Source organism: Sulfitobacter sp. UBA1132 (genome assembly GCF_002311545.1).
GTDB lineage: Bacteria > Pseudomonadota > Alphaproteobacteria > Rhodobacterales > Rhodobacteraceae > Sulfitobacter > Sulfitobacter pontiacus.
Map to the genome: position 1 here is coordinate 191,269 of NZ_DCAN01000004.1, position 23,030 is coordinate 214,298.

21 protein-coding genes are annotated in these 23,030 nt (G+C 58.9%); 9 read left to right on the top strand and 12 right to left on the bottom strand.

Annotation, left to right across the window (positions count from 1 at the left end):
- Positions 1 to 68 precede the first annotated feature (68 nt).
- On the top strand, positions 69 to 1,328 hold the full coding sequence (locus tag B4F27_RS01855) for a lytic murein transglycosylase (protein ID WP_286758698.1): 1,260 nt from the start codon (positions 69 to 71) through the stop codon (positions 1,326 to 1,328).
- A 79-nt stretch (positions 1,329 to 1,407) separates the two neighbouring features.
- Here B4F27_RS01855 and B4F27_RS01860 read toward each other — a convergent pair whose 3' ends face one another.
- The 6 genes from B4F27_RS01860 to B4F27_RS01885 all read right to left on the bottom strand — a co-directional run bounded on the left by B4F27_RS01860 (position 1,408) and on the right by B4F27_RS01885 (position 9,279).
- On the bottom strand, positions 1,408 to 2,586 hold the full coding sequence (locus tag B4F27_RS01860; RefSeq protein WP_286758699.1) for an ABC transporter permease: 1,179 nt from the start codon (positions 2,584 to 2,586) through the stop codon (positions 1,408 to 1,410).
- Positions 2,587 to 2,590: 4 nt separating this feature from the next.
- On the bottom strand, positions 2,591 to 4,258 hold the full coding sequence (locus B4F27_RS01865; RefSeq protein WP_005850527.1) for an ABC transporter permease: 1,668 nt from the start codon (positions 4,256 to 4,258) through the stop codon (positions 2,591 to 2,593).
- A gap of 100 nt (positions 4,259 to 4,358) precedes the next feature.
- The gene (locus tag B4F27_RS01870; protein ID WP_009825599.1) at positions 4,359 to 5,474 is read right to left on the bottom strand and encodes an extracellular solute-binding protein; all 1,116 of its coding nucleotides are present in this window, start codon (positions 5,472 to 5,474) and stop codon (positions 4,359 to 4,361) included.
- 111 nt (positions 5,475 to 5,585) lie between these two features.
- A complete protein-coding gene (locus tag B4F27_RS01875; RefSeq protein ID WP_005850522.1) occupies positions 5,586 to 6,686 on the bottom strand; it encodes an ABC transporter ATP-binding protein in 1,101 nt (366 codons plus the stop codon).
- A gap of 360 nt (positions 6,687 to 7,046) precedes the next feature.
- A complete protein-coding gene (locus B4F27_RS01880; RefSeq protein ID WP_037942577.1) occupies positions 7,047 to 8,477 on the bottom strand; it encodes an aspartate aminotransferase family protein in 1,431 nt (476 codons plus the stop codon).
- 121 nt (positions 8,478 to 8,598) lie between these two features.
- On the bottom strand, positions 8,599 to 9,279 hold the full coding sequence (locus B4F27_RS01885) for a GntR family transcriptional regulator (RefSeq protein ID WP_286758700.1): 681 nt from the start codon (positions 9,277 to 9,279) through the stop codon (positions 8,599 to 8,601).
- A gap of 146 nt (positions 9,280 to 9,425) precedes the next feature.
- Here B4F27_RS01885 and B4F27_RS01890 point away from each other — a divergent pair, with 146 nt between their 5' ends.
- From B4F27_RS01890 to B4F27_RS01915, 6 genes are all read left to right on the top strand, one after another.
- Positions 9,426 to 10,511: a polyamine ABC transporter substrate-binding protein gene (locus B4F27_RS01890; protein WP_386168907.1), complete on the top strand. Its 1,086-nt coding sequence runs from the start codon at positions 9,426 to 9,428 to the stop codon at positions 10,509 to 10,511.
- Positions 10,512 to 10,603: 92 nt separating this feature from the next.
- On the top strand, positions 10,604 to 11,731 hold the full coding sequence (locus B4F27_RS01895) for an ABC transporter ATP-binding protein (protein ID WP_197145858.1): 1,128 nt from the start codon (positions 10,604 to 10,606) through the stop codon (positions 11,729 to 11,731).
- Positions 11,732 to 11,733: 2 nt separating this feature from the next.
- The gene (locus tag B4F27_RS01900; protein WP_037942582.1) at positions 11,734 to 12,609 is read left to right on the top strand and encodes an ABC transporter permease subunit; all 876 of its coding nucleotides are present in this window, start codon (positions 11,734 to 11,736) and stop codon (positions 12,607 to 12,609) included.
- Positions 12,606 to 13,427: an ABC transporter permease gene (locus tag B4F27_RS01905; RefSeq protein ID WP_009825592.1), complete on the top strand. Its 822-nt coding sequence runs from the start codon at positions 12,606 to 12,608 to the stop codon at positions 13,425 to 13,427. Before B4F27_RS01900 ends, B4F27_RS01905 begins: the two co-directional genes overlap by 4 nt.
- 12 nt (positions 13,428 to 13,439) lie before the next feature.
- Positions 13,440 to 14,768 carry an NAD(P)/FAD-dependent oxidoreductase gene (locus tag B4F27_RS01910; protein ID WP_286758702.1) on the top strand — a complete coding sequence of 443 codons (1,329 nt, stop codon included), beginning with the start codon at positions 13,440 to 13,442 and terminating at the stop codon, positions 14,766 to 14,768.
- 60 nt (positions 14,769 to 14,828) lie between these two features.
- Positions 14,829 to 16,148, top strand: a complete 1,320-nt coding sequence (locus tag B4F27_RS01915) for a UDP-glucose dehydrogenase family protein (RefSeq protein ID WP_009825590.1) — start codon at positions 14,829 to 14,831, stop codon at positions 16,146 to 16,148.
- A gap of 47 nt (positions 16,149 to 16,195) precedes the next feature.
- On the opposite strand, the gene B4F27_RS01920 is transcribed toward B4F27_RS01915, so the two are convergent.
- A complete protein-coding gene (locus tag B4F27_RS01920; protein WP_286758703.1) occupies positions 16,196 to 17,095 on the bottom strand; it encodes a rhodanese-related sulfurtransferase in 900 nt (299 codons plus the stop codon).
- A 102-nt stretch (positions 17,096 to 17,197) separates the two neighbouring features.
- On the opposite strand from B4F27_RS01920, the gene pncA reads away from it, so the two are divergent.
- Positions 17,198 to 17,794, top strand: a complete 597-nt coding sequence (gene pncA / locus B4F27_RS01925) for a bifunctional nicotinamidase/pyrazinamidase (protein WP_286758704.1) — start codon at positions 17,198 to 17,200, stop codon at positions 17,792 to 17,794.
- Here pncA and B4F27_RS01930 read toward each other — a convergent pair.
- A complete protein-coding gene (locus B4F27_RS01930) occupies positions 17,781 to 18,440 on the bottom strand; it encodes a MarC family protein (RefSeq protein ID WP_037942591.1) in 660 nt (219 codons plus the stop codon). The genes pncA and B4F27_RS01930 overlap by 14 nt on opposite strands.
- Before the next feature lie 125 nt (positions 18,441 to 18,565).
- On the opposite strand from B4F27_RS01930, the gene pncB reads away from it, so the two are divergent.
- Positions 18,566 to 19,858, top strand: coding sequence for a nicotinate phosphoribosyltransferase (gene pncB, locus B4F27_RS01935; protein WP_009825586.1), 1,293 nt, complete (start codon positions 18,566 to 18,568; stop codon positions 19,856 to 19,858).
- An 87-nt stretch (positions 19,859 to 19,945) separates the two neighbouring features.
- Here pncB and B4F27_RS01940 read toward each other — a convergent pair whose 3' ends face one another.
- The 4 genes from B4F27_RS01940 to B4F27_RS01955 all read right to left on the bottom strand — a co-directional run bounded on the left by B4F27_RS01940 (position 19,946) and on the right by B4F27_RS01955 (position 23,028).
- Positions 19,946 to 20,491 (bottom strand): hypothetical protein, encoded by a 546-nt coding sequence (locus B4F27_RS01940; protein WP_037942593.1) that lies wholly within the window; start codon positions 20,489 to 20,491, stop codon positions 19,946 to 19,948.
- A 202-nt stretch (positions 20,492 to 20,693) separates the two neighbouring features.
- A complete protein-coding gene (gene arfB, locus B4F27_RS01945; RefSeq protein WP_074636516.1) occupies positions 20,694 to 21,116 on the bottom strand; it encodes an alternative ribosome rescue aminoacyl-tRNA hydrolase ArfB in 423 nt (140 codons plus the stop codon).
- A gap of 332 nt (positions 21,117 to 21,448) precedes the next feature.
- Complete coding sequence (locus B4F27_RS01950) at positions 21,449 to 22,069, bottom strand: queuosine precursor transporter (protein ID WP_037954002.1); 621 nt, start codon at positions 22,067 to 22,069, stop codon at positions 21,449 to 21,451.
- A 92-nt stretch (positions 22,070 to 22,161) separates the two neighbouring features.
- Entirely contained in the window at positions 22,162 to 23,028 is an 867-nt protein-coding gene (locus B4F27_RS01955; RefSeq protein WP_286758705.1) for an esterase-like activity of phytase family protein, read from the bottom strand.
- Between the last annotated feature and the right edge of the window lie 2 nt (positions 23,029 to 23,030).

Genomic DNA, 23,030 nt, shown 5'->3' on the forward strand with positions numbered 1-23,030 from the left:
AACTCCGCCTTTCTGGACGCGGCGTTTGACGCTAGGCTTGCAGCGTGATGCTGGGGAAGGGCGCGGGAATGGAACTGCTGAAAATTGGCGCATTGGTTGGCGGGGTGACACTCTCGGTGACGGGTGCCACAGGTGTGATCGCTGCGGGGGCCGAGGGTACTGCGCGCCCGCCCGCGGCTGTGCAAAAGCCGGGCAACGCGGCGGGGTTGCAGGACTGGGTGACCGCCTTCCGTGCGCGTGCCTTGGCCGCAGGGATCGACGGTGCGGTCTTTGACCGCGTGATGCAGACCGTGCGCTATGACCCGCAGGTCATCCGCCGCGACCGCAACCAATCCGAATTCACCAAAACAATCTGGGCCTATCTGGAGACCGCGACCTCTGATCTACGGGTCACCAACGGGAAGAAGGCGCTGGCCGAGCAGGCCGACGCACTATCCCAGATCGAAACGCGCTATGGCGTCGAGAAAGAGATCGTCACCGCGATCTGGGGGCTCGAAAGCGCCTATGGCACCTTCAGGGGCAGCGATCCGGTGCTCAGCTCGCTCGCGACATTGGCCTATGAGGGGCGGCGGCGGGCCTTTTTTGAAGGGGAACTGCTGGACGCGCTGCGGATCTTGCAGGCGGGCGATACCACGCCCGCGAGGATGCAGGGCAGTTGGGCCGGTGCAATGGGGCACACGCAGTTCATGCCCTCGTCCTTCCAGCAATATGCCGAGGATTTCACCGGCGATGGCAAACGCGATATCTGGAGCGATGATCCACGTGACGCGCTTGCCTCTACCGCGGCGTATCTCAAGCATTTCGGATGGGTCCAAGGGCAGCCTTGGGGCGTCGAGGTACGCCTGCCCGAGGGGTTCGACTATCTTCTGGCGGGGCGCGATATCCTGAAAACGGCAGCGGAATGGCGTGCGCTTGGGGTGCGCCCTGTGACAGGATCGCAGGGGGATCACGGCCCTGCGTCCCTGCTTTTGCCCGGTGGGGCAGAGGGTGCGGCGTTTCTGATCTATGCCAATTTCGCGGTGATCGAACGCTATAATTCGGCCGATGCCTATGTGATCGGCGTGGGCCATCTGGCGGACCGTATCGCCGGGGGCGGGCCGATCGAGGCCAGCTGGCCGGTGCAAGACCGCGCGCTGACCTATGACGAACGGATCGAGCTTCAGACGCAGCTGACGGCGCAGGGGTTTGATACGGTCCAGATCGACGCGAAAATCGGCCCGCTGACCATCAATGCGGTGCGCGAGTTCCAATTGTCGCAGGGGCTTGTGCCCGACGGCTATGCCTCCCCCCGATTGTTGGAGACGCTGCGCGCAGCCGCGGCGGAATAATCTGGCGTAAATGAAACGCGCCGGACCTTTCGGTCCAGCGCGTGCCTTCGGCGAGGATTTTAAACCATTTGGAAGCGGCTTAGCCGGGTGACATCCCGCGCAGCCTTTCGGAGCGGCGGCGCAGTAGTTCGACCACGGTCAGCAGGCAGATCGAGATGACCACGAGGATCGTCGCAACGGCAAGGATCGTGGGGCTGATCTGTTCGCGCAGGCCGGTAAACATCTGCCACGGGAGCGTTTTCTGACCCGCAGACCCGACAAAGAGCACTACGACGACTTCATCAAACGAGGTGATGAAGGCGAACAAACCGCCCGAGATCACGCCCGGCAGGATCAACGGCATTTGCACGCGGAAGAAGGTTGTGACCGGATTGGCCCCCATATTCGCCGCCGCGCGGGTGAGAGACCGGTCAAAGCCTACCAGTGTCGCGGTGACGGTGATGATGACGAAGGGAATGCCCAAGGCTGCGTGTGCCAAGACGACGCCAACATATGTGCCCTGCAGGCCGACGCGGCTGTAGAAGAAGTACATGCCCGCCGCCGAGATGATCAGGGGGACGATCATGGGCGAGATCAGGATTGCCATGATCGCGCGCCGGAACGGCACGTGCTGCTGGCTCAGGCCAATCGCCGCGAGGGTACCGAAGCTGACCGACAGAAGGGTCGCGGCCGGGGCGATCTTGATCGAGTTCCAGACGGCACCTTGCCATGCGGAGCTGCTGAAAAAGTCCTTGTAGTGGCGCAGCGAATACCCTTCGGGATCGAAACGCAGCATTTCAGGGGTGAAGGTAAAGAAGTTCTCGGCATTGAAGCTAAGTGGCATGACCACGAGGATCGGTGTGATCAGGAACACAAGGATCGCGCCGCAAATGATGCGGAAGGCAAAGTGCCAAAGCACCTGACCCGGGGTCAGATAGGGCGCGACCTTGGCGCGGTAGCGTCCCTCGTAGAGCCAGAAGCTGAACCAGCCGAAGAACCAGCCGAAGATGGCCCCCAAGACCAGCATGGGCACGCCGCCCAGAATAAAGCCGATCACCCCCAGCAGAATGACAGATGTCCAGCGGGCGATGGTTTCGTTCTTGATCAGCTGTGTCAGCACAAAGGCCAGCGCCCCCATGGAGAGCGCTCCGATCAGGATGCCCAGCAGTCCGCTGCCTTGGGCGGTGCCAACAAAGAGACCGGCAAAGGCGCCTGCTGCGGCGACAACCGGTACATAGAAACCGACGGGTTTGCGGGAGATAGGTGTGAGTGCGACCATGATATCAGCCTCCCAGTTTCACGTTGTCGATGCCGACGATCTTGTCGTAGGCCCAGTAAAGCCCAAGCACCACGGCCAGCAGGATCGCCCCAAGCGCGGCCGCGAGGCCCCAGTTGAGCGAGCTGGAGATGTGGTAGGCAATCCGGTTGGAGATGAATGTCCCCGTGGTGCCGCCGACGATTTCCGGCGTGATGTAGTAGCCGATCGACAGGATGAACACGAGGATCGACCCCGCGCCGATGCCGGGCACTGATTGCGGGAAATACACGCGCCAGAAGGCTGTCCAGTTCGTGGCCCCCAGCGACTTTGCCGCACGTAGATAGCTGGGCGGTACTGTTTGCATCACGGAATAGAGCGGGAGGATCATGAAGGGCAGCAGGATGTGCGTCATCGCGATGATCGTGCCGGTTTGGTTGTTGATCAGCGCAAGACGGCTGTCATCGGCCACCAGCCCCAGCCACACCAGTGTATCGTTGATCACACCCTGTTGTTGCAGCATGACCTTCCACGCCGATGTCCGCACCAGAAGCGAGGTCCAGAAGGGCAGCAGCACGAGGATCATCAGCAGGTTCGCGGTACGCGCGGGCAGGTTGGCGAGGATCCACGCCACCGGATAGCCCAGCAGGATACAGCTGAGGGTGATGCAGACCGACATGAACAGCGTGCGCAGGAACAGCGTGCCGTAGATGCGTTCGTTGTCGGGGCGGAATTCGGGACCGTCAGCCGTTTTCTGCATGTCGACGGCATTCAGGAAGTAGCCGTTGGTCAGCGCGGGACTGTAGGCGCGGATTGTGCTCCAGATCGGGGTTTTGCCCCAATCGTCGTCAATCTCGGTGAAGGCTGTTTTGTAATCGACTGCGTCGAATGTAGGGGCGGCTGCGGCTGCCTCGGTCAGTTCGGCTGATGCCGGGCCTGAATAGCTGGCGATTTGCGATGCCGTGGGGCCTGTCAGGTCGTCATAGAGTGCCGAGTAGATCAGCGCCCATGGGTCTTCCTTGTAGAGGTTGTCTTCGTCGTCGTTCTGAACGAAGTCGGCGAAAATTTCGTAGTATTCGGCGGTCTCGGGCAGAAGCTCTGCCATGCCTTCGCGCATTTCAAACGCGGGCTGGTCGTCGCCGGAGGATTTTTTCCAGTCGGAAATCTCTGCCAGCCATGCGTCGGAGCCAAGCAGCGCGTTCCAGTTTTCGCCCTTCTTCCAGAAGTCGTTCAGATCCTCGAACTGGTCCTGAAACACTTCGCCAATGTCATCCACGCCGCGGCCGGATTTGCGGAACAGGGACGATGCACCGGTCAGCTCGTAGTTGAGCCTTGAGCCCAGACGGGTGTGCAATTTGCGTTCCTGTGCGATGAACAGGTCTTCGTAGAGCGCCTTGTAGACGGGGGCACCGGGGGTTTCACCGCTTTCGCTGTCCCAGTCGGACAGGGTTTGCGTGGTGCGGGGCAGTGTGTCGCTGACGATCTGGTTCTCGACAGAGCGGAACAGCATATCGGCGATCGGTGCGATAAAGGTGATCAGGATAAAGATCAGCAGAGGGGCGATCAGCAAAAGCGCGCTGAGCTTCTGACGACGGAGCGCACGGTTCAGGCTGCGTTTCAGCGGTGTGCCGTCCGCGGCCAGCATCGGGCCGGTCTGTTCAGGTGTGTCATTCGTCGCGTCGGCGGTATCGCTCATATCGGCCCCATGGGGTTAGGTCGCTGGAAGGTCGGGAAAATGGAAAAACAAATAAGGGGTGGAGGAGGCCAAAGCGGCCTCCTCCGAATGGTTCAGCCGATTATTGCGCCAACCATGCCTGGAACTTCGCGTCGATGTCGTCGCGGTAGTCAGCCCAGAACTCGTAGTTGTAGAGGAACGTGTTCTTTGCGTTGGCCGGGTCGGTTGGCATGTGTGGTGCCATGTCGATGCCCAGTTCTGCGTGCTTGCCAACCATAGGAGCGGAGGACAAACGGGCAGGGCCGTAGCTGATGTACTGCGATTGATCCGCCAGACGCTGGGTGTCTGTCGCGAATTTCACGAAGTCTTTGACGCGCGCCAGACGGTCGTCAGGCAGACCTGCTGGGATGATCCAACCGTCAAGGTCGAACACCTGTGCGTCCCACAGCATTGCAACGGGCTGGTCTTGCTCTTCGATAACGCTGAACAGACGGCCGTTGTAGGTGGAACCCATGACGACTTCGCCATCGGCCAGCAGCTGTGGCGTGTCGGCACCGGCGGACCACCAGATCACGTCGTCCTTGATGGTGTCGAGCTTGGCCAGAGCCTGTTCCTGACCTTCTGGAGTTGCCAGAACGTCATAGACTTCGTCCTTTGCAACGCCGTCACAGAGCAGCGCCCATTCCATGTTGTTGATGGGGCGCTTTTCAAGCGCGCGCTTGCCTGGGTAGGCTTCGGTGTCGAAGACGTCGCAGATTTTGGTTGGAGGCGTGTCACCAACCATGTCTGTGCGATACCCGAATGTGGTTGAATACACGATCTGCGGGATAAAGCAGTCGCTGACCAGCAGGTCGCCAAAGTCGTCTTCAGCGGATGTCCCGTCGGGGGCTTCTGCCAGCATTTCGTCCGCGTCGATTTCCATCGCCAGACCTTCGTCGCACAGGCGGATGGCGTCAGCTGCAACCACGTCGACCAGATCCCAGGTCACGTTGCCGGCTTCGTTCATCGCGCGCAGTTTTGCCACGGCTTCGTTGGAGCTTTCATCCCAAACAGCAGAGAGTTCAGGGTGCATTTCCAGATAGGGCTGCAGATACGCTTTGTCTTGGCTGGCTTGGTAAGCGCCACCCCAGGAAACAAGCGTCATCTCTTTGGCCATGTCCGCATGCGCATCGGCGAATGCCAATGTGCCAGCGCCAATGATCGCGGAGGATGCGAGTAGCGTTGTCGTAAACTTCATTAGATAGTCTCCCATTATATGCCCGTTAGGGTCTTGAGGGTGTGATATCGGGCTTAACCACAGCCTCGTGCGACGCCGTCGAACGTTGGACGGCCGGCCGCGTCCTGACGCTTATGCGTCGAGGGCGCGGCAATCCTCTGCCAACCAGCCAATCTCGATCTGCTGGCCTGGCTTCAAACGTACCTGATCGGGTGCGTTTCGTGTCTTGATGATAAAGTTGTCGGTCCCGGCAACCCGCAGGCGGGTGCGGAAGATGTCGCCCATATAGACGAATTCAAGCACTTCGGCTTTCAGGGTGTGTGCCCCTTCCTGCATCCGGTCCTTGTTGAATTCGACACGTTCGGGGCGGATCGATACGCGGGTGCGTTCGCCGGCGCGGGTCACGTTGATCGGCTTTGCCTCGATCAGGCCGCCGCCGTCCAGCTGCACAAGGCAAGTGCCGCCCTTGATCTCGGTCACAACGCCTTCAAGAGTGTTATTCTCGCCGATGAACTGCGCAACAAAGCTGTTTTCGGGCTCTTCATACAACAGATCGGGCGGGGCCAACTGTTGGATGCGCCCGTTTTCAAACACGGCCACGCGGTCGGACATTGTCAGCGCTTCGGTCTGGTCGTGGGTCACGTAGACCACGGTGATGCCCAGTTCATGCGCCAGATGCGTGATCTCGAACTGCAATGTTTCACGCAGCTGTTTGTCCAACGCCCCCAGCGGTTCGTCCATCAACACCAGTTCGGGTTCGAAGACCAAAGCACGGGCCAAGGCAACACGTTGCTGCTGACCACCGGAAAGCTGTGCCGGACGGCGGCCGCCGAAGTCGCCCATCTGAACACGGTCCAGCGCGATCTTCACTTTCTCTTCACGCTCGGACTTGCCGATCTTGCGCACCTCAAGCGGGAAGGCGAGGTTTTCGGCAACGGTCATATGCGGGAAAAGCGCGTAGTTCTGGAACACCATGCCAATGCCGCGTTTGTGCGGCGGGATGTTGTTGATCGATTTACCATCAAGCCGGATATCGCCATGCGTGGCCGTTTCGAAACCCGCCAGCATCATCAGGCAGGTGGTCTTGCCGGACCCCGATGGCCCGAGCATTGTCAGAAACTCGCCTTTCGGCATCGACAGGTTGAGGTCTTTTACGACGAGATTTTCGCCGTCATAGCTTTTCTGCACGCGTTCAAATTCTACGAACGCATTCGTTGCTGAAGTATCTGCCAAAGCTGGCTCCCCGTTTATTGTGACGTTCAAGCGCCCTTGTTGACAGGAAGTTAAAACTGGCTGGTTTCCGCTTTGCAACCAATTAACGACACTTTTGGGCAGAAAGCGTCAATTGCGGGAAGATCGACGGTTATTTGACAAGAAACAGTTCTTTTGCCTGCGGAATTACTGTGCAGCCTGCTTGAAATAAGGGGAATTCGTTAATATCTGCCATAGGTTAAGCATCAGCGGCTCGCCCCGAACCCGGCGATTTTGAGCGCTGGTCAGCCACTGCCGATGTCGCAAACAGACAAGTCCTTGCAGTGCTTCCAGCGGCGGGACGGGCGACCTTTGCGCCTCGTCCCGAATGTATGTCACGCCTTAGCCGAGCGGCGATTCAGCGTCTTGCGCGTGGTCTTCGGCTGCCTTGAGCAGGCCGCCTTCTTTGACCGCGGTATAGGTTTCATCCAGCGCTTTGGTGGCGCGCGTCATGAATACTTTGATCTCTTCGGGGGTGATCACCAGCGGTGGCGAGATGATCATCCGGTCGCCAACGTGGCGCATCACCAGATTATTCGCAAAGCAGCGTTCACGACACATATAACCGACGGTTCCTGCATCGCCTGCGAACTTTGACCGCGTTTCTTTGCGCGGGGACAGCGGCAGCGAGGCCATAAGGCCCGCGACGTTGACGGTGCCGACCAAAGGATGCTCTGCCAGTTTGGCCAAGCCTTCCTTCAGGGCGGGGGCCGCAACATTGTTCACGTGATCCAGAATGTTTTCGTCCTGCATAATCCGCAGGTTTTCCAGTGCCACGGCCGAGCAGACGGGGTGCCCCGAATAGGTATAGCCGTGATTGAACTCCCCGGACCCGATGGTCTGCGCGATCTCGTCACACACAATGGACCCGCCAATCGGCTGGTAGCCAGAGCTTAGGCCCTTGGCGATGGTCATGATATGCGGCTTGATCCCCATCGTCTCGGAGCCGAACCAGCTGCCTGTGCGGCCAAAGCCACAGATCACCTCGTCCGCGATGATCAATACGTCGTACTTGTCACAAATACGCTGGATTTCGGGCCAGTAGGTGCTTGGCGGCACGATAACCCCGCCCGCGCCCTGAATGGGTTCACCGATGAACGCCGCGACATTATCTGCCCCCAGCTCAAGGATCTTGGCCTCAAGCTCTTGCGCGCGGGCAAGGCCGAAGGCCTCGGGCGTGAGGTCGCCCCCTTCCACCCACCAGTCAGGCTGGTTGATGTGGTGAATGCCGGGGATCGGCATGCCGCCCTGTTCGTGCATATAGCTCATGCCACCAAGGGAGCCGGACCCCATCGACGACCCGTGATAGGCATTCTTGCGGCTGATGATGTGGGATTTCTCTGGCTTCCCTTTCATGGCCCAATAGGTGCGCACCATCCGGATGTTGGTGTCATTCGCTTCGGACCCCGACCCGGCAAAGAACACATGGTTCAGATCGCCGGGGGCCAGTGACGCGATCTCTTTTGCAAGGGCGATGGCGGGCACGTGCGAGGTCATGAAGAAAGTGTTATAGTAGTTCAGCTCGAGCATCTGGCGCGCGGCGACGTCGGCCATTTCCTGACGGCCATAACCGATGTTGACGCACCAAAGACCCGCCATCCCGTCAAGGATCTCGTTCCCCTCACTGTCGGTCAGGTAGACGCCCTTGGCACGGGTGATAATCCGCGCGCCCTTCTCGGCAAGTTCGTCATTGGTGGTGAACGGGTGCATGTGATGCGCGGCGTCAAGTGCTTGCAGCTCGGCGGTGGGCATGTGGTTGGTGATATGGGCCATAAAGAACACCTCTGGGAATGGGGAGGGAAGATTGGGTTCAGAATATGATCAAATTATGCAGAGTCAATCGAATCGCTCTGCTGTGGTGATGATAAACGGCTATCAGCCGATCAGATTTTAATCAAAGAGAGGCGCGAATCTGGACCATGCCCTGAGAAACATCCTCGGCCATGGCCTGCGCAGCCTTTGCCGCATCGCCTTCGCGAAAAGCCGCCAGCAAGTCGGCATGTTTATCCGGCAGGTTCGACGTGCCAAACCGACCGCAGACCACGCGCAGCGACGGGCCGAACAACAGCCATAAACGGTCGACGGTCGCGGCCAGAATAGGGGCCTCTGCACAGGTGTTGACGATGGTGTGAAAGCGGTAGTTCTGGGTCAGGTATTCGCCGATATCCCCACGATCAATCGCGTGGTTCAGCGCGTCGTCCACCTGTGCGAGTTCGCTTAAAACAGTCTCTGACATGCGGCTTGTGGCACGTTGAGCAAGCTCTGCTTCAAGGGTTTTTCGCATGAATTCCAGCTCGTTAACCCCTTCGAGGTCCAGTACAGGGACCGATACGCGGCGATTGCCCTGATGCACCAGCGCGCCTTCAGCGATCAAGCGGCGCAGCGCTTCGCGCACCGGGGTCATGCCCGCATCAAGGGTTTCTGCAAGGCCTTGAATGGTGACCGCCTGACCGGGGGCAAGATCGCCGAACAGGATCAGCTTGCGCACGCGTTCATAGACATGCTGATGGGCCGGCACCTTGGCCGGGCTTTCCAAAGGCTTTTGCGACGCAAGGTCAGCGGAATTTACGTTCATCAAATTTGCCTAAATTGTACTCAACCACATTTTGAACCACGGCATGCACCTGCGTAAAATTATAAATGATCTTGTCGCATGACGCAAAACTTGATCAAATTGACGAAAGGTTCGGATCAACTGAGCCTACACAACGGGAGATGACAATGAAATATAGCTTGCTCAGTTCAATCGCAGCAACGGCATTGATCGCCACCAGCGCCTTGGGTGAAGAGGTGCGGGTCTATAACTGGTCCGACTACATCGACGAAGACCTGTTGCAGAAATTTGAAAAAGAAACCGGCATTGATCTGATCTATGACGTGTTTGACAGTAACGAAGTGCTTGAAACCAAGATGCTTGCAGGCGGGTCCGGCTATGACGTGGTTGTCCCGACCGGCACCTTCCTTGAACGCCAGATCACGGCGGGGGTTTTCCAGAAGCTCGACAAAGACAAACTGCCGAACATCAGCAACATGTGGGACGTGATCGAGGACCGCGTATCGAAATACGACCCCGGGAACGAATATGCCGTTAACTATATGTGGGGCACCACCGGGCTTGGCGTGAACATGACCAAGGTTAAGGAAGTGCTGGGCGAAGATGCCCCTGTTGATTCGCTTGACCTCGTATTCAAGCCCGAGAATATGGAAAAGCTGGCCGAATGTGGCGTGCATTTCCTTGACGCTCCGACAGAAATGATCCCCGCGGCGCTGAAGTTTCTGGGCGAAGATCCCCAAACCCAGGACCCCGACGTGATTGCGAAGGCAGAGCCTGTTTTGACGGCGGTTGCCCCCCACGTTCAAAAGTTCCACAGCTCGGAGTATATTAACGCACTGGCCAACGGTGATATCTGCGTTGCCTTCGGTTGGTCGGGTGACATCCTGCAATCGCGTGACCGCGCCGCCGAGGCGGATAACGGTGTCGAAATCGCCTACTACGCGCCAAAAGAAGGGGCGCTGATGTGGTTCGACAATATGGCAATTCCAGCGGATGCGCCAAACCCGGATGGGGCACATAAGTTCTTGAATTTCATGATGGAACCAGAGAATATGGCCGCCGCGTCGAACTACGTTTACTATGCGAACGGCAACAAGGCGAGCCAGGAGTTCCTTGCCGAGGACGTGATCGGGGACACAGCGATTTACCCAGACGAAGCCACGCTGGAAAACCTGTATACCATTTCTTCATATTCACCCAAGGTACAACGTGTCGTCACGCGTATGTGGACGAAGATCAAATCTGGTATCTAAAATCGCATCGGGTCAAAGCCTTACCGGTTTTGACCCGATCAACCGGACCCTTCCACCCGGAGGGGTAAACGCTGTGCAAAGGATAGATCAAAGTGAGCCAACCCGTTTTCGCCCCGTGGGATGACCCGAACGAAAAGCCGCTTATCCGCTTCGAGAATGTGACAAAGCGTTTTGGCGATTTCGTTGCGATCGATGATCTGTCTTTGAGTATTTATGAAAGCGAGTTCTTTGCTCTGCTGGGGCCTTCGGGCTGCGGTAAAACAACGATGATGCGCATGCTTGCCGGGTTTGAAAACCCAAGCGCGGGCAAGATCGAATTGGCGGGTAAGAATATCGCGGGCATCCCGCCGAACAAGCGGGCGGTGAACATGATGTTTCAGTCCTATGCCCTGTTCCCACATCTGTCTGTCTGGGAGAATATCGCCTTTGGGTTGAAACGAGGGGATATGTCCAAGGCAGATATCGCCGCGCGCGTTGAAGAGATGCTCAAGCTGACGCGCCTTACCAAATTTGCCAAACGCAAACCCCACCAGATCTCGGGGGGGCAACGTCAACGGGTCGCGCTTGCGCGGTCCCTCGCCAAAGCGCCGAAGCTTTTGCTACTGGACGAACCGCTTGGCGCGCTGGACAAAAAGCTGCGTCAGGACACCCAGTTTGAGCTGATGGATATCCAGGAAAGCACGGGGACCACCTTTGTTATCGTTACCCACGACCAAGAGGAAGCGATGACCGTCGCGAGCCGCGTGGCTGTGATGGACGAAGGGCAGATCATCCAGGTCGCGACGCCAGGAGGTATCTACGAAGCACCTAATTCCGTCTACGTCGCTGACTTCATCGGTGACGTGAACATTATCTCTGGCACGGTGAAGCCCGCGGGCGAAAATATGTACCACCTTGATTGGGTCGCGAATGAGGCCCCCTTGCTTGCGGCATCAGAACGCCCCTTTAGCGATGGGCAGGAAGCTCATCTTGCGATCCGACCGGAGAAGATCGCCATTTCTACCGAGAAGCCGACAGAAATGAAGAACGCAGTTCAGGGCTCCGTTCTGGACATCGCATATCTTGGCAATCTCAGCACCTACCATGTCCAGCTGGCCGGTGGTCAAGTGATCAAGGCACAGACCGCAAACACGCGTCGGCTGTCGCGCCGCACGATCACGTGGGAGGATAAGGTCTGGATTTCATGGAGCGCCACCGCCGGCGTCCTGTTGGAGCGATGAATATGCGTCGCTTTTTCCTTATCGCGGTGCCCTATGCCTGGTTGCTCGCGCTGTTTCTCATTCCTTTCATCATTGTTTTTAAAATTTCTCTCTCTGATCTGGCTTTGTCGATTCCTCCTTACTCCCCGACGGCAAAGGACGGGATCTGGGCGATGTTCGCGGCATTCGATCTGGAAAACTTTACCTTTCTTGCTTCGGACGATCTCTACTGGAAGGCTTACCTAAGCAGTTTGAAGATTGCGTTAATATCTACAGTTTTAGCGGTTTTGGTGGGCTACCCCATGGCCTACGGCATGGCTCGCGCGCCCGAGGAATGGCGTCCGACCCTCATGATGCTGGTGATTTTGCCCTTTTGGACCAGCTTCCTGATCCGCGTTTACGCGTGGGTCGGTATTCTGAGTAATGAGGGGCTTTTGAATCAATTCCTGCTGTGGTTGGGCATCATCGATACGCCTTTGACGATCATGAACACGACGACCGCGGTCTATATAGGAATTGTTTACACTTATCTGCCATTCATGATTCTACCGATCTATGCCGCGCTGGATCGGTTGGACGAATCCTTGATCGAGGCCGCTGAAGATCTGGGATGTTCACGGCTGAAAGCATTTTGGCTGGTCACGATACCTTTGTCTCGTAACGGGATCATTGCAGGGTGCTTCCTTGTCTTTATCCCCGCGCTGGGCGAATTTGTTATTCCGTCTTTGTTGGGCGGCTCAGGGACGTTGATGATCGGCAAGGTCTTGTTCGAGGAGTTCTTTAACAACCGCGACTGGCCAGTCGCGAGCGCGGTGGCGGTGATCCTGCTGCTGATACTGATCGTTCCAATCGTTCTGTTCCAACGCAACCAGCAACGTCAGGCGGAGGTGGAGTCATGAGACGCGCAAGCTGGTTCAATATTACGTCGCTCACCCTCGGGTTTGCTTTTCTTTATCTGCCGATGATCCTGCTGGTCATCTACAGTTTTAACAGTTCGAAACTGGTGACAGTGTGGGCCGGCTTCTCGACCAAATGGTACGGCGAGCTGCTTCAGAATGAGGCATTTCTGAATGCTGCGATGGTAACGCTGAAGGTCGCGGTGGCGTCCTCTACGCTGGCAACGGTGTTGGGGACGATGGCGGCATACATCCTTGTGCGCGGCGGGCGGTTTGCTGGGCGTACGCTTTTCTCGGGTATGATCTACGCACCGCTGGTCATGCCGGAGGTGATTACCGGCCTCTCGCTGTTGCTTCTGTTTATCGGGATCGGGCTGGACCGGGGGACGCTGACCATCGTGCTGGCACACACGACCTTTTCGATGTGCTATGTCTCAGTGGTCGTGTCATCGCGGCTGGTGACTTTTGACCGGTCGCTGGAGGAGGCGGCGCTGGACCTTGGGTGTTCGCCTTTCGACGCCTTCCGTTTGGTGACCTTGCCGATCATTGCGCCGGCTGTCATCTCGGGGTGGCTGCTGGCGTTCACGCTTTCGCTGGACGACCTTGTTATCGCTTCGTTTACCACGGGCCCGTCCTCCACAACCCTGCCGATCAAGATCTGGAGCGCGGTGCGTCTTGGCGTCTCGCCCGAGATTAACGCATTATCCACCATCATGATCGGTATCGTGACTTTCGGGGTTATCACGGCGTCACTGATATCGAAGCGCAAGGCGATCAAGGCGCAACGCGATGTGCAGGCGGCGGAACGCGCCGTGGCATGAAAGAGCGGCGGCATGAAACGAATATTTAACGATTTTGCCTATACAGATGCGCCTAGGGAAAATTGTTGGTGGGATCAAACCTGCGCCGCTACCGACAGGTCTGCGTTGGAAGGTGACGTATCCTGTGACGTGGCGATTGTGGGTGGCGGCTTTACCGGGCTCTCTGCCGCGTTGCGCCTTGCGGAGGCTGGGTATTCTGCGGTCGTGCTGGAAAACCGATACGTCGGCTGGGGCGCGTCGGGCCGCAACGGGGGCTTTTGCTGCCTTGGGGGCGGGCGGCTCAGCGATGCCGCGCTGGACAAGCTTGCAGGGCGCGAGGATCGGTTGCGCTTTCGCGCGGCTGAGCTGGCGGCGATCAACTTTGTTGATGCGTTGATCACGCGGCATGGGATCGAGGTTGACCGCCACTCTGACGGGGAGATCGAGCTGGCGCATCGGCCCAAGGATATGGACGATTTTCGCACGCGCGCCCGCGAGGTGCGAGAGAACTACGGGCTAGACGCGCGGCTTGTTGATCCCGCGGACTTCGCGGCGCATGGGCTTTCAGGGCCGTTCCACGGGGCGCTGCATATTCCGGCGGGCTTTGCGCTGAACCCGCGGAAATACGTGACCGGCCTTGCTGCGGCGGCGGAAAAGGCGGGCGCGGTCATTTACCATGATACGCCTGCGCTTGAGGTGCGGCAGGCGGCGCAGGGTCACGACGTTCGTACGCCCAAGGGCAGGGTGCGTGCACAAAAAGTGATTGTCGCCACGAACGGGTATTCGTCGGAAGATTTGGTGCCGGGGCTGTCTGCGCGCTATATGCCCACGCAGTCGACGGTCCTTGTGACCCGCCCCCTGACCGAGGCAGAGCTCGATGCCGCGGGGTGGAAGAGTGATTATATGTCCGCAGATACGCGCAATTTGCTGCATTATTTCAGGCTGATGCCGGACCGCCGGATGTTGTTCGGCATGCGCGGCGGTTTGGTGACGGGCAAAGCGGCAGAGGCGCGCGCCATTGCGCGTGTACGCCGCGATTTTGAAAAGTTTTTCCCGGCGTGGAAAGACGTTGAGACACCCTACCAATGGTCCGGTATGGTATGTCTGTCGCGCGCGCAAATGCCCTTTGTCGGCAAGCTCCCTGACCCCGGTGCTGTCTATGCAAGTCTTTGTTATCATGGGAATGGTGTTGCAATGGGCAGCTATTCGGGCGGGCTGGTCGCGGATCTGGTGATGGGCAAAACCATCGATCGGCCCTACCCTCAGGTCATGCAAAAACCGCTGCGAAAGTTCGAGCTGGGGCGCTTGCGTCGACTTTTGATGCCATTTGCCTATCTTGGTTTTGCGCTGTCAGATCACTAGATGTGGGTGCACCGGCTGGCTTGGCTTGCTGACTGTCAAATTGATTTAGGATAAAGTTTCATGAAGATTGCGATGATTGGCACCGGCTATGTCGGTTTGGTCTCGGGTGTTTGTTTCTCGGATTTCGGGCATGAAGTTGTCTGTGTCGACAAAGACCCGTCTAAAATCGAGAAGTTGGAAAAGGGTATCGTCCCGATCTACGAACCCGGTCTTGATGATTTGATGGCCAAGAACGTTGCCGCGGGGCGTCTGTCTTTCACCGGTGACCTTGCCAGTGCAGTGGATGGTGCGGATGCCGTGTTTATCGCGGTTGGGACGCCGACCCGGCGCGGGGATGGCCATGCAGATCTGACCTATGTCATGGCCGCCGCAGAAGAGATTGCCTCTGTCCTGACGGGGTATGCGGTGATCGTCACCAAATCGACTGTGCCCGTGGGCACCAACCGTCAGGTCAAACAGGTCGTCGCCAAAGCCAATCCTAAGGCCGAATTCGACGTTGCCTCGAACCCGGAATTCCTGCGTGAAGGGGCCGCGATTGACGACTTTATGCGCCCCGACCGCGTGGTTGTAGGGACGCAGAATGAACGCGCCGAACAGGTGATGAAGGACATCTACCGCCCGCTCTCGCTGCGCGAGTTTTCGATCATGTCGACCGATCTGGAAAGCGCAGAGATGATCAAATACGCCGCCAACGCGTTTTTGGCGACCAAGATTACCTTTATCAACGAAATCGCGGCCCTGTGTGAACGCACTGGCGCAGATGTGAAAATGGTGTCGAAGGGCATGGGGCTGGATAACCGGATCGGGTCCAAGTTCCTGCATGCGGGCCCGGGCTACGGCGGGAGCTGCTTCCCGAAAGACACGCAGGCCTTGGCGCGGATGGGGCAGGATCATTCGGTGCCGATGCAGCTGACCGAAACCGTGATCAAGGTGAACGACGAGGTCAAACGCCGGATGATCGACAAGGTGGTCGACATCTGTGGCGGGTCGGTAAACGGCAAGACCATCGCGGTGCTGGGGGTAACGTTCAAGCCCAACACCGACGATATGCGCGACTCTCCCAGCTTGACGATTGTGCCATCGCTGGTGGGCAACGGGGCCAAGGTGCGTGTGGTTGATCCGCAGGGCAAACGCGAGGGCGAAGCCTTGCTGCCGGGCGTGTCGTGGCTGGAGGATGCCTATAAGGCCGCGCAAAATGCGGACGCGCTGGTCATTCTGACGGAGTGGAATGAATTCCGCGCGCTGGACCTCAAGCGGATGGCCAAGCGCATGGCGACCCCTGCGATGGCAGATCTGCGCAATATCTACAGCCCGAAAGATGCCAAACGCGCCGGTTTCTCGGCCTATGTCTCTATCGGGCGCGAAGGGTTCGGGGCTTAACCTGCACCACCGGCCCGCGCTTGGAACAGGGCGGGCCGACGGCGTGATCAGCTGCGGTGGGTTTCGCCGCGTGCTTTGGCAAGCGTCATCTGCCGCTGGCGCTCACGGAACCGCGCCTTATCCGCGTCAGAGGTTTCATTGATACACTGCGGGCAGCTGACGCCGGCCTCGTATCCGGGCTTTGCGGTATCTTCGGGCAGGATCGGGCGACGGCAACCGTGGCACAGCATATGCGGCCCTTCTTTCAACCCGTGACCTACGCTGACCCGGTTATCAAAGACAAAGCAATCGCCTTTCCAGCTGCTTTGCTCTTCGGGGACTTCTTCAAGGTACTTGAGGATGCCCCCCTTGAGGTGGAACACGTCCTCCACCCCTTGGCCGATCAGGTAGTTGGTCGATTTCTCACACCGGATACCGCCGGTGCAGAACATCGCGATTTTCTTGTTGTGGAACCGGTCCTTATTCGCCTCCCACCAGGCGGGGAATTCGCCAAAGCTCTGGGTTTCCGGGTCGATGGCCCCGTCGAAGGTGCCGATCGCGACCTCATAATCATTGCGCGTGTCGATCACGGCAACATCGTCGCGGCCGATCAGATCGTTCCAGTCAGCGGGATCGACGTAATGCCCGACCTTGGCCAGCGGATCGACATCGGGCTGACCCATGGTCACGATCTCGCGCTTCAGGCGGACCTTCATCTTGCCGAAGGGCGGCGTCGTGGCGGTGCTTTCCTTCCACTCAAGATCGGCGCAGCCGGGCAGGGCACGGATATGCGCGATGACCGCGTCGATCCCCGCACGGGGGCCGGCGATGGTGCCGTTGATGCCTTCGGCGGCGACAAGCAGCGTGCCTTTGACGTCATGTTGCGCACAAAGCGCAATCAACGGCGGGCGCAGGGCGTCAGGCGCGTCAAAACGGCTGAAATGATAGAGGGCGGCAATGGTATACATGCGCGCTGAGATACGCCCATGCGGCGGTTCAGGCAAGGGGGTGCCGTGCCGCACCCGCCGTGCTATGTCCCTTGGCACAAGCAGGCTTATGAGGAACCCGATATGACCCACGCCCTGATCGTGATTGATGTGCAAAATGATTTCTGCCCCGGCGGCGCCCTTGCGGTGACAGATGGCGACGCGATCGTCGACGGGATCAACGCGCTGATGGGGCAGGCGGATGCGGTGGTTCTAACGCAGGACTGGCATCCGGCGGGCCATTCCTCCTTTGCGTCGTCCCATGCGGGTAAGGCGCCGTTCGAGGTGACGCAGATGCCCTATGGCGCGCAGGCGCTGTGGCCGGATCATTGTGTCCAAGGCAGCAACGGGGCCGCGTTCCACCCGCGGCTGGATCAAACCCGTGCCGACATGATCATTCGTAAAGGGTACAACCCCGCCATAGACAGCTATTCTGCGTTCTTCGAAAATGACCAGACGACGCCTACCGGTCTTGAAGGGTATTTGCGGACACGCGGTATAACCAAGCTGACGATGGTCGGGCTGGCGCTTGATTTCTGCGTCAACTTTTCCGCCGTGGACGCGGCGAAGCTGGGCTTTGATGTCGAGGTCCGCTTGGACCTGTGTCGTGCGATTGATCTGGACGGGTCGCTTTCTGCCGCCCGCGCGGCGATGACGGCGGCGGGGGTTACTCTGCGCTAAGCGGGGCGTCTTCGACGGGGGCGATGTTGAGGATATCCAGCGCATCCAGCCCGCCAAGCGTGGCATCCACCGCGACGGTCGCCAGAATGATCCCCATGACGCGGCTGATCACGCTGGCGCCCGTGGTCCCCATCAGGTGACCGATCCGCCCCGCGAGCAACAAAAGCACAAGCGTGAACAGCAGCACGACAACCAGCAGGCCTGCCGTGACCAACTGGTCTGATATCTGGTTGGTGTGGTTGTCCGTCAGGATAACAATCGCCAGCATTGCCCCCGGAGAGGCGATAGACGGCATGGCGAGCGGAAAGACCGCACCGGCGAGATGATCCCGCTCTGCCGCTTCGATTTCCTGTGTCGGTTTCGGGTCGCCGAAGATCATGCTGAGCGCGAAGAGGAACAGGATAATCCCGCCCGCGACCTGAAACGACCCCAGCCGCAGCCCAAGGTTCTCAAGCAGATATTGCCCGCCCACGAGGAACCCAAGCAAGACCAGACCGGCCACCAGTACGGCCCGCAGCGCAAAGCTTTTGTGCAGGTGTTGCGGGACGTTGGCTGTCGCGAAAAGAAAGACGGGAAGGCTGCCAATAGGGTCGATCACGACAAACAAGGTAATCAACTCTCGCAAGAGAATGGGCCATTCCAGCATCTAGCAGCGCTCCTTAGGGGGTTAAGTCGGTGGATTACCACAGGTTTTGCACTGTGTCAGCGGCAATTCCCTTGCCCGTACAAGATGGATGGGCCACAAACACACCGCCTAAGGGAGCTTTGAACATGGTCGACATTGCAAGCCGCGTCTGGAACCACAAGTGGAAGATCGACCCTATCGTGCGGTCCCTGATCGATACGGATTTCTATAAGCTGTTGATGTGCCAGTCGGTTTTTCGCAACAAGCCGGAAACACAGGTCACATTCAGCCTGATCAACCGTTCCAAGCATATCCCGCTGGCCGATCTCATTGACGAAGGCGAGTTGCGCGAACAGCTAGATCACATCCGGTCGCTGTCACTCAGCCGTGGGGAAAGCACCTGGCTGCGTGGGAATACTTTTTACGGCAAGCGCCAGATGTTCCGCCCCGACTTCATGGAGTGGTTCGAGGGCCTGCGCCTGCCGCCCTATCATCTAGAGCGGAAGGGCGACCAATACGAGCTGACATTCGAAGGGTCGTGGCCCGAGGTGATGCTGTGGGAGATCCCCGCCCTCGCCGTCCTGATGGAGCTGCGCAGCCGCGCCGTGCTGGACCGTATGGGCCGGTTCGAACTGCAGGTGCTCTATGCGCGCGGCATGACCCGTGTCTGGGAAAAGATCGAAGCCCTTCGGGAAATCCCCGATCTGTCCATCGCCGATTTCGGCACCCGTCGTCGCCATTCGTTCCTGTGGCAGGATTGGTGCGTGCAGGCCATGCAGGAAGGCTTGGGCGACGCCTTTACCGGCACGTCAAACTGCAAAATCGCCATGAGCCGAGAGGTAGAGGCGATCGGCACCAACGCGCATGAACTGCCGATGGTCTATGCTGCATTGGCCAAGGACGACGCCGCACTTGCGCAAGCGCCCTATGACGTTCTGCAAGACTGGCACGACGAACACGAAGGTAACCTGCGCATCATTCTGCCTGATACTTACGGCACGAAAGGCTTTCTGGATAACGCGCCCGACTGGCTGGCGGGCTGGACCGGCATCCGCGTCGACAGTGGTGATCCGGCGGTGGCGGCACAGACCGCGATCGACTGGTGGAAGTCCCGCGGTGAAGACCCCAGCGAAAAGCGGGTTATTTTCAGCGACGGTCTGGATGTCGCCAAGATCAAGGAACTGCATCAACAGTTCGCGGGCAAGGTCAAAGCCTCCTTCGGGTGGGGCACCTTGCTGACAAATGATTTCCGCGGGCTGGTGCCTGACGACGCGCTCGCCCCGTTTTCGTTGGTGTGCAAAGCGGTCAAGGCGAACGGCAGCCCGACGGTGAAGCTGTCGGATAACCCTAACAAAGCAATGGGCCCGCAGTCAGAGATTGACCGTTACAAACGTGTCTTTGGCGTCGGCGATCAAGCGGCTCAGAAAGTTATCGTCTGATCCGACGGCAAAAGGGGCCAGTGGTTTCCCACCGGCCCCTCTGCTTTATGCCGCCTGCGTGGGGTGCGGGGCATAACTGCAAATCGCTTAGCCGCGGTCGTCGACGATCAGGGTCAGACCGCCCATACCGTTACCGCGCACGGCCACGACCTCTTCCGAGGTAAAGCCTTCGGCTTCCAGCTCTGCGCTCAGGTCAGCATTGGCGTCAACAGAGGCGCGCATGTCGTCAACGGCCTCGGCTTGTGCGTCCAGCGCGTCGTCCAGCGCGGTTGTGGTCCCCTGTTTGGAGGCTTTCAGCTCCGACACGGTTACGACGTCCAGCTTGGCGTCGGCATCGAACGCATCAATTTCTGCTTGGGTCTGCGTGTCGGTTTCGGCACCGGCGCGCAGTTCCTGGATCAACTGACCATAGTTTTCCTGCGCGGTGTCGCCGGTGTCGGTCACGGCACCCTTGGCTTGTTTCAGTGTGGAATCGGTGGATAGTGAACCGGATGCGCCAACGTCAGCGCTGATGCCCGAGCCTACGTCTGCTGCGCCGCCAACGGCACCATCAACAGAGGTTTGCGCCATCGCTGCGGTGGAAACGCCGGTGGCCATCAGGGTCGCGATCAGTGTTGTGGTCGTAAGTTTCATCTGAGTTCTCCTTAGATTTACTACCAGACATCGCTTGTATGTCTGCGAGGGGAACACCGGGCCGCGGCGATCCGTTCCGGCGCGGATTCGGCGCTATGGCGGCGATTTGCCGATAGGGGGCGCATATCGGCAAAAAACGGCGAGATAGGGGCGCTGCAATAGAAGTGATGGAACGGGCGCGCAGGGCAGGCCCCGCGGCAGGCTATTCCGGCGGATCTACCCGCCCGCGCAGCGCCTTCACCTCGCCCCGCGTCTTTTTCGCCTTCAGCCGGCGTTTCTTCGAACCGAGCGTGGGGCGCGTCGGGATACGCTTTTTGGGCGGCTTCAACGCGGCGGTGATCAGTTCCTTCAGGCGCTCGCGGATAATCTCGCGGTTGCGGACCTGACTTCGGGTTTCGTCACATTGCAGCACCAACGCGCCCTCGGTCGTCCAACGACGGCCCGCCAGTCTGCGCAGACGGTTTTTGACCGGCGTCGAAATAGAAGGGGAGGTCGCGGCCTCGAACCGCAGTTCCACGGCGCTCGAGACCTTGTTCACATTCTGACCGCCGGGCCCGGAGGCACGCATGAAGCTTTCCGTCAGCTCCCAGTCCTGAATGGCAATCTCGTCCGTGATCCGCAGCATCAAACTCTCCTTCATGGCGACTATCGCATCGCGCAGACCCAAGGGAAAGGGGAACGCCCAGATACGAAAAGGGCCGCCCCGGTGCGGAGCGGCCCAATCGAATGGTTTAAGGAGGTGGGATCGGTTAGATCGGCGATCCACCCGGGTTGTTTCAACCGTCAGGGGCTGCCCTAACGGGATACCTCCCAAGCTGTTCCGACACCTCGCTCCAATACCGTTCTTGACACTGGATCACCTCCTTTACATTTGTTGAACTCACTTGAAGACTGGCACAGTAATCTGAAAACGCAAAACGTTTTCTGCACCCGTCAGGGTTCACAAAAGGGTGCCTATCAACTGCGGGTCAAAAGTTGTGCAGTGATGATGCGGAAGGGGATCAGGGCAATAAGCGCAATCCCAAGTTTCACAGACCAGTCTGCAACGGCTAGCGATACCCAAAGCGGCGCGAGCGGGCCGCTACCCAGCAATGGCAACATTTCGGCCGCCCAGGACACATCGGTTGCAGGATGCAGGAACGACAGGGCACCGGAAAATGAGATCGAGAAAAACAGCAACGTATCAAGCGTGCTGCTGACCAGCGTGCTGGCCAAAGGTGCACGCCACCACGTGCCATCGCGCAGCGCAGAGAAGATCGCGACATCGACCAATTGCGCCACGAGGAATGCCACACCGGACCCGATCGCGATGCGTAGGGTCACCAGCGGCCCGAATTCGCCCATGATCTGTGTCCCGATCAGCGAACAGACCAGCCCGACGACAAAGCCTACCAGCACGACACGGCGCGCGGCATCCTTGCCGTAGACGCGGTTCATCACATCGGTGACCAGAAACGCCAGCGGATAGGTGAACGCGCCCCAGGTCAGCCATTGGCCAAAGAGGAACTGAACAAGAATGTTGGAGGCCACAACGATGGCGGCCATGGCAAGAATGCCGGGAAGGTAGGTGCGTGTCATATTTGAAACCGTTTTTTGCAAGGGTGCGGCGACTTGGCCTGCGGGGATCGCAGACGTCATGCGTTGTAGGGAAGGCGGGGCACCCGCGCAAGCTATTGCGTTATCGTCAGCTCGATCACCTGGGTTTCCTGCACGGAGAGGAAGTTATCGTCTGATATCATCATCACCCGCGTGCGCCCGATGGCGTCGCGCCAAACGGTCAGCGCCTCTAGGTTGTCATATCGCGCGGGCAGGGTTTGCAGCAGCGTCACCGCGCTGGCCTGATCCCCAAAGAGTTCGATCCGCCGCAGCCGCGTGCGAAACCCCAGCGGGGTGACCGTACGCTCGAGCAGATACAACCGACCCTCGTCGTCGAAATCCGCACCCACGGGGACAAAGGGGCTGTCATTTTCGAGGTAGGCCGCGATGCGCCACGCGCCGTCTTGGTATTTGTACAGCGGGATCTGATCGCCGCGGTTATCCTCGGGCAAGGCATAAAGCGCGCCTGCTGCATCAACGGCCAAAGCTTCAAATCCGGCGTTGTCGCGCAGCAATGCGCCCTCGGGCGGGGCGATGAACTGCAATGGGGTGCCGTCGGCAAGGTTCGTACGCGCGATTCGATGATCGCCTTCGTAGCTGATAAAGATGCTGCCATCCGGCGCAATCGCCAGACCTTCGGCGTCGGCCTCGGGTTTGTCCATCACCGCGCCGTTCTTATCGCGCAGCGCGACGGAATGGATGATCTCCATCCCCGTCAGCGTGCCAAGCGCGTCGCGCGACAGATCGGCCACGATGATCCGCCCGCGGTCGCTGATCGCGGTAAGCTGTTTGCCATCCGCGCGCATCTCGACACCGGACAGGCCACCGAACCAGGGGGCGTCATGCTCCCACGTCAACTGCTGATGCTGCGCGATAGGGCCATTTGCACCCGCCGCAAAAGCAGCGGAGGCAAAGCCGAGGGCAAAAAGGATCTGTAGCAAGC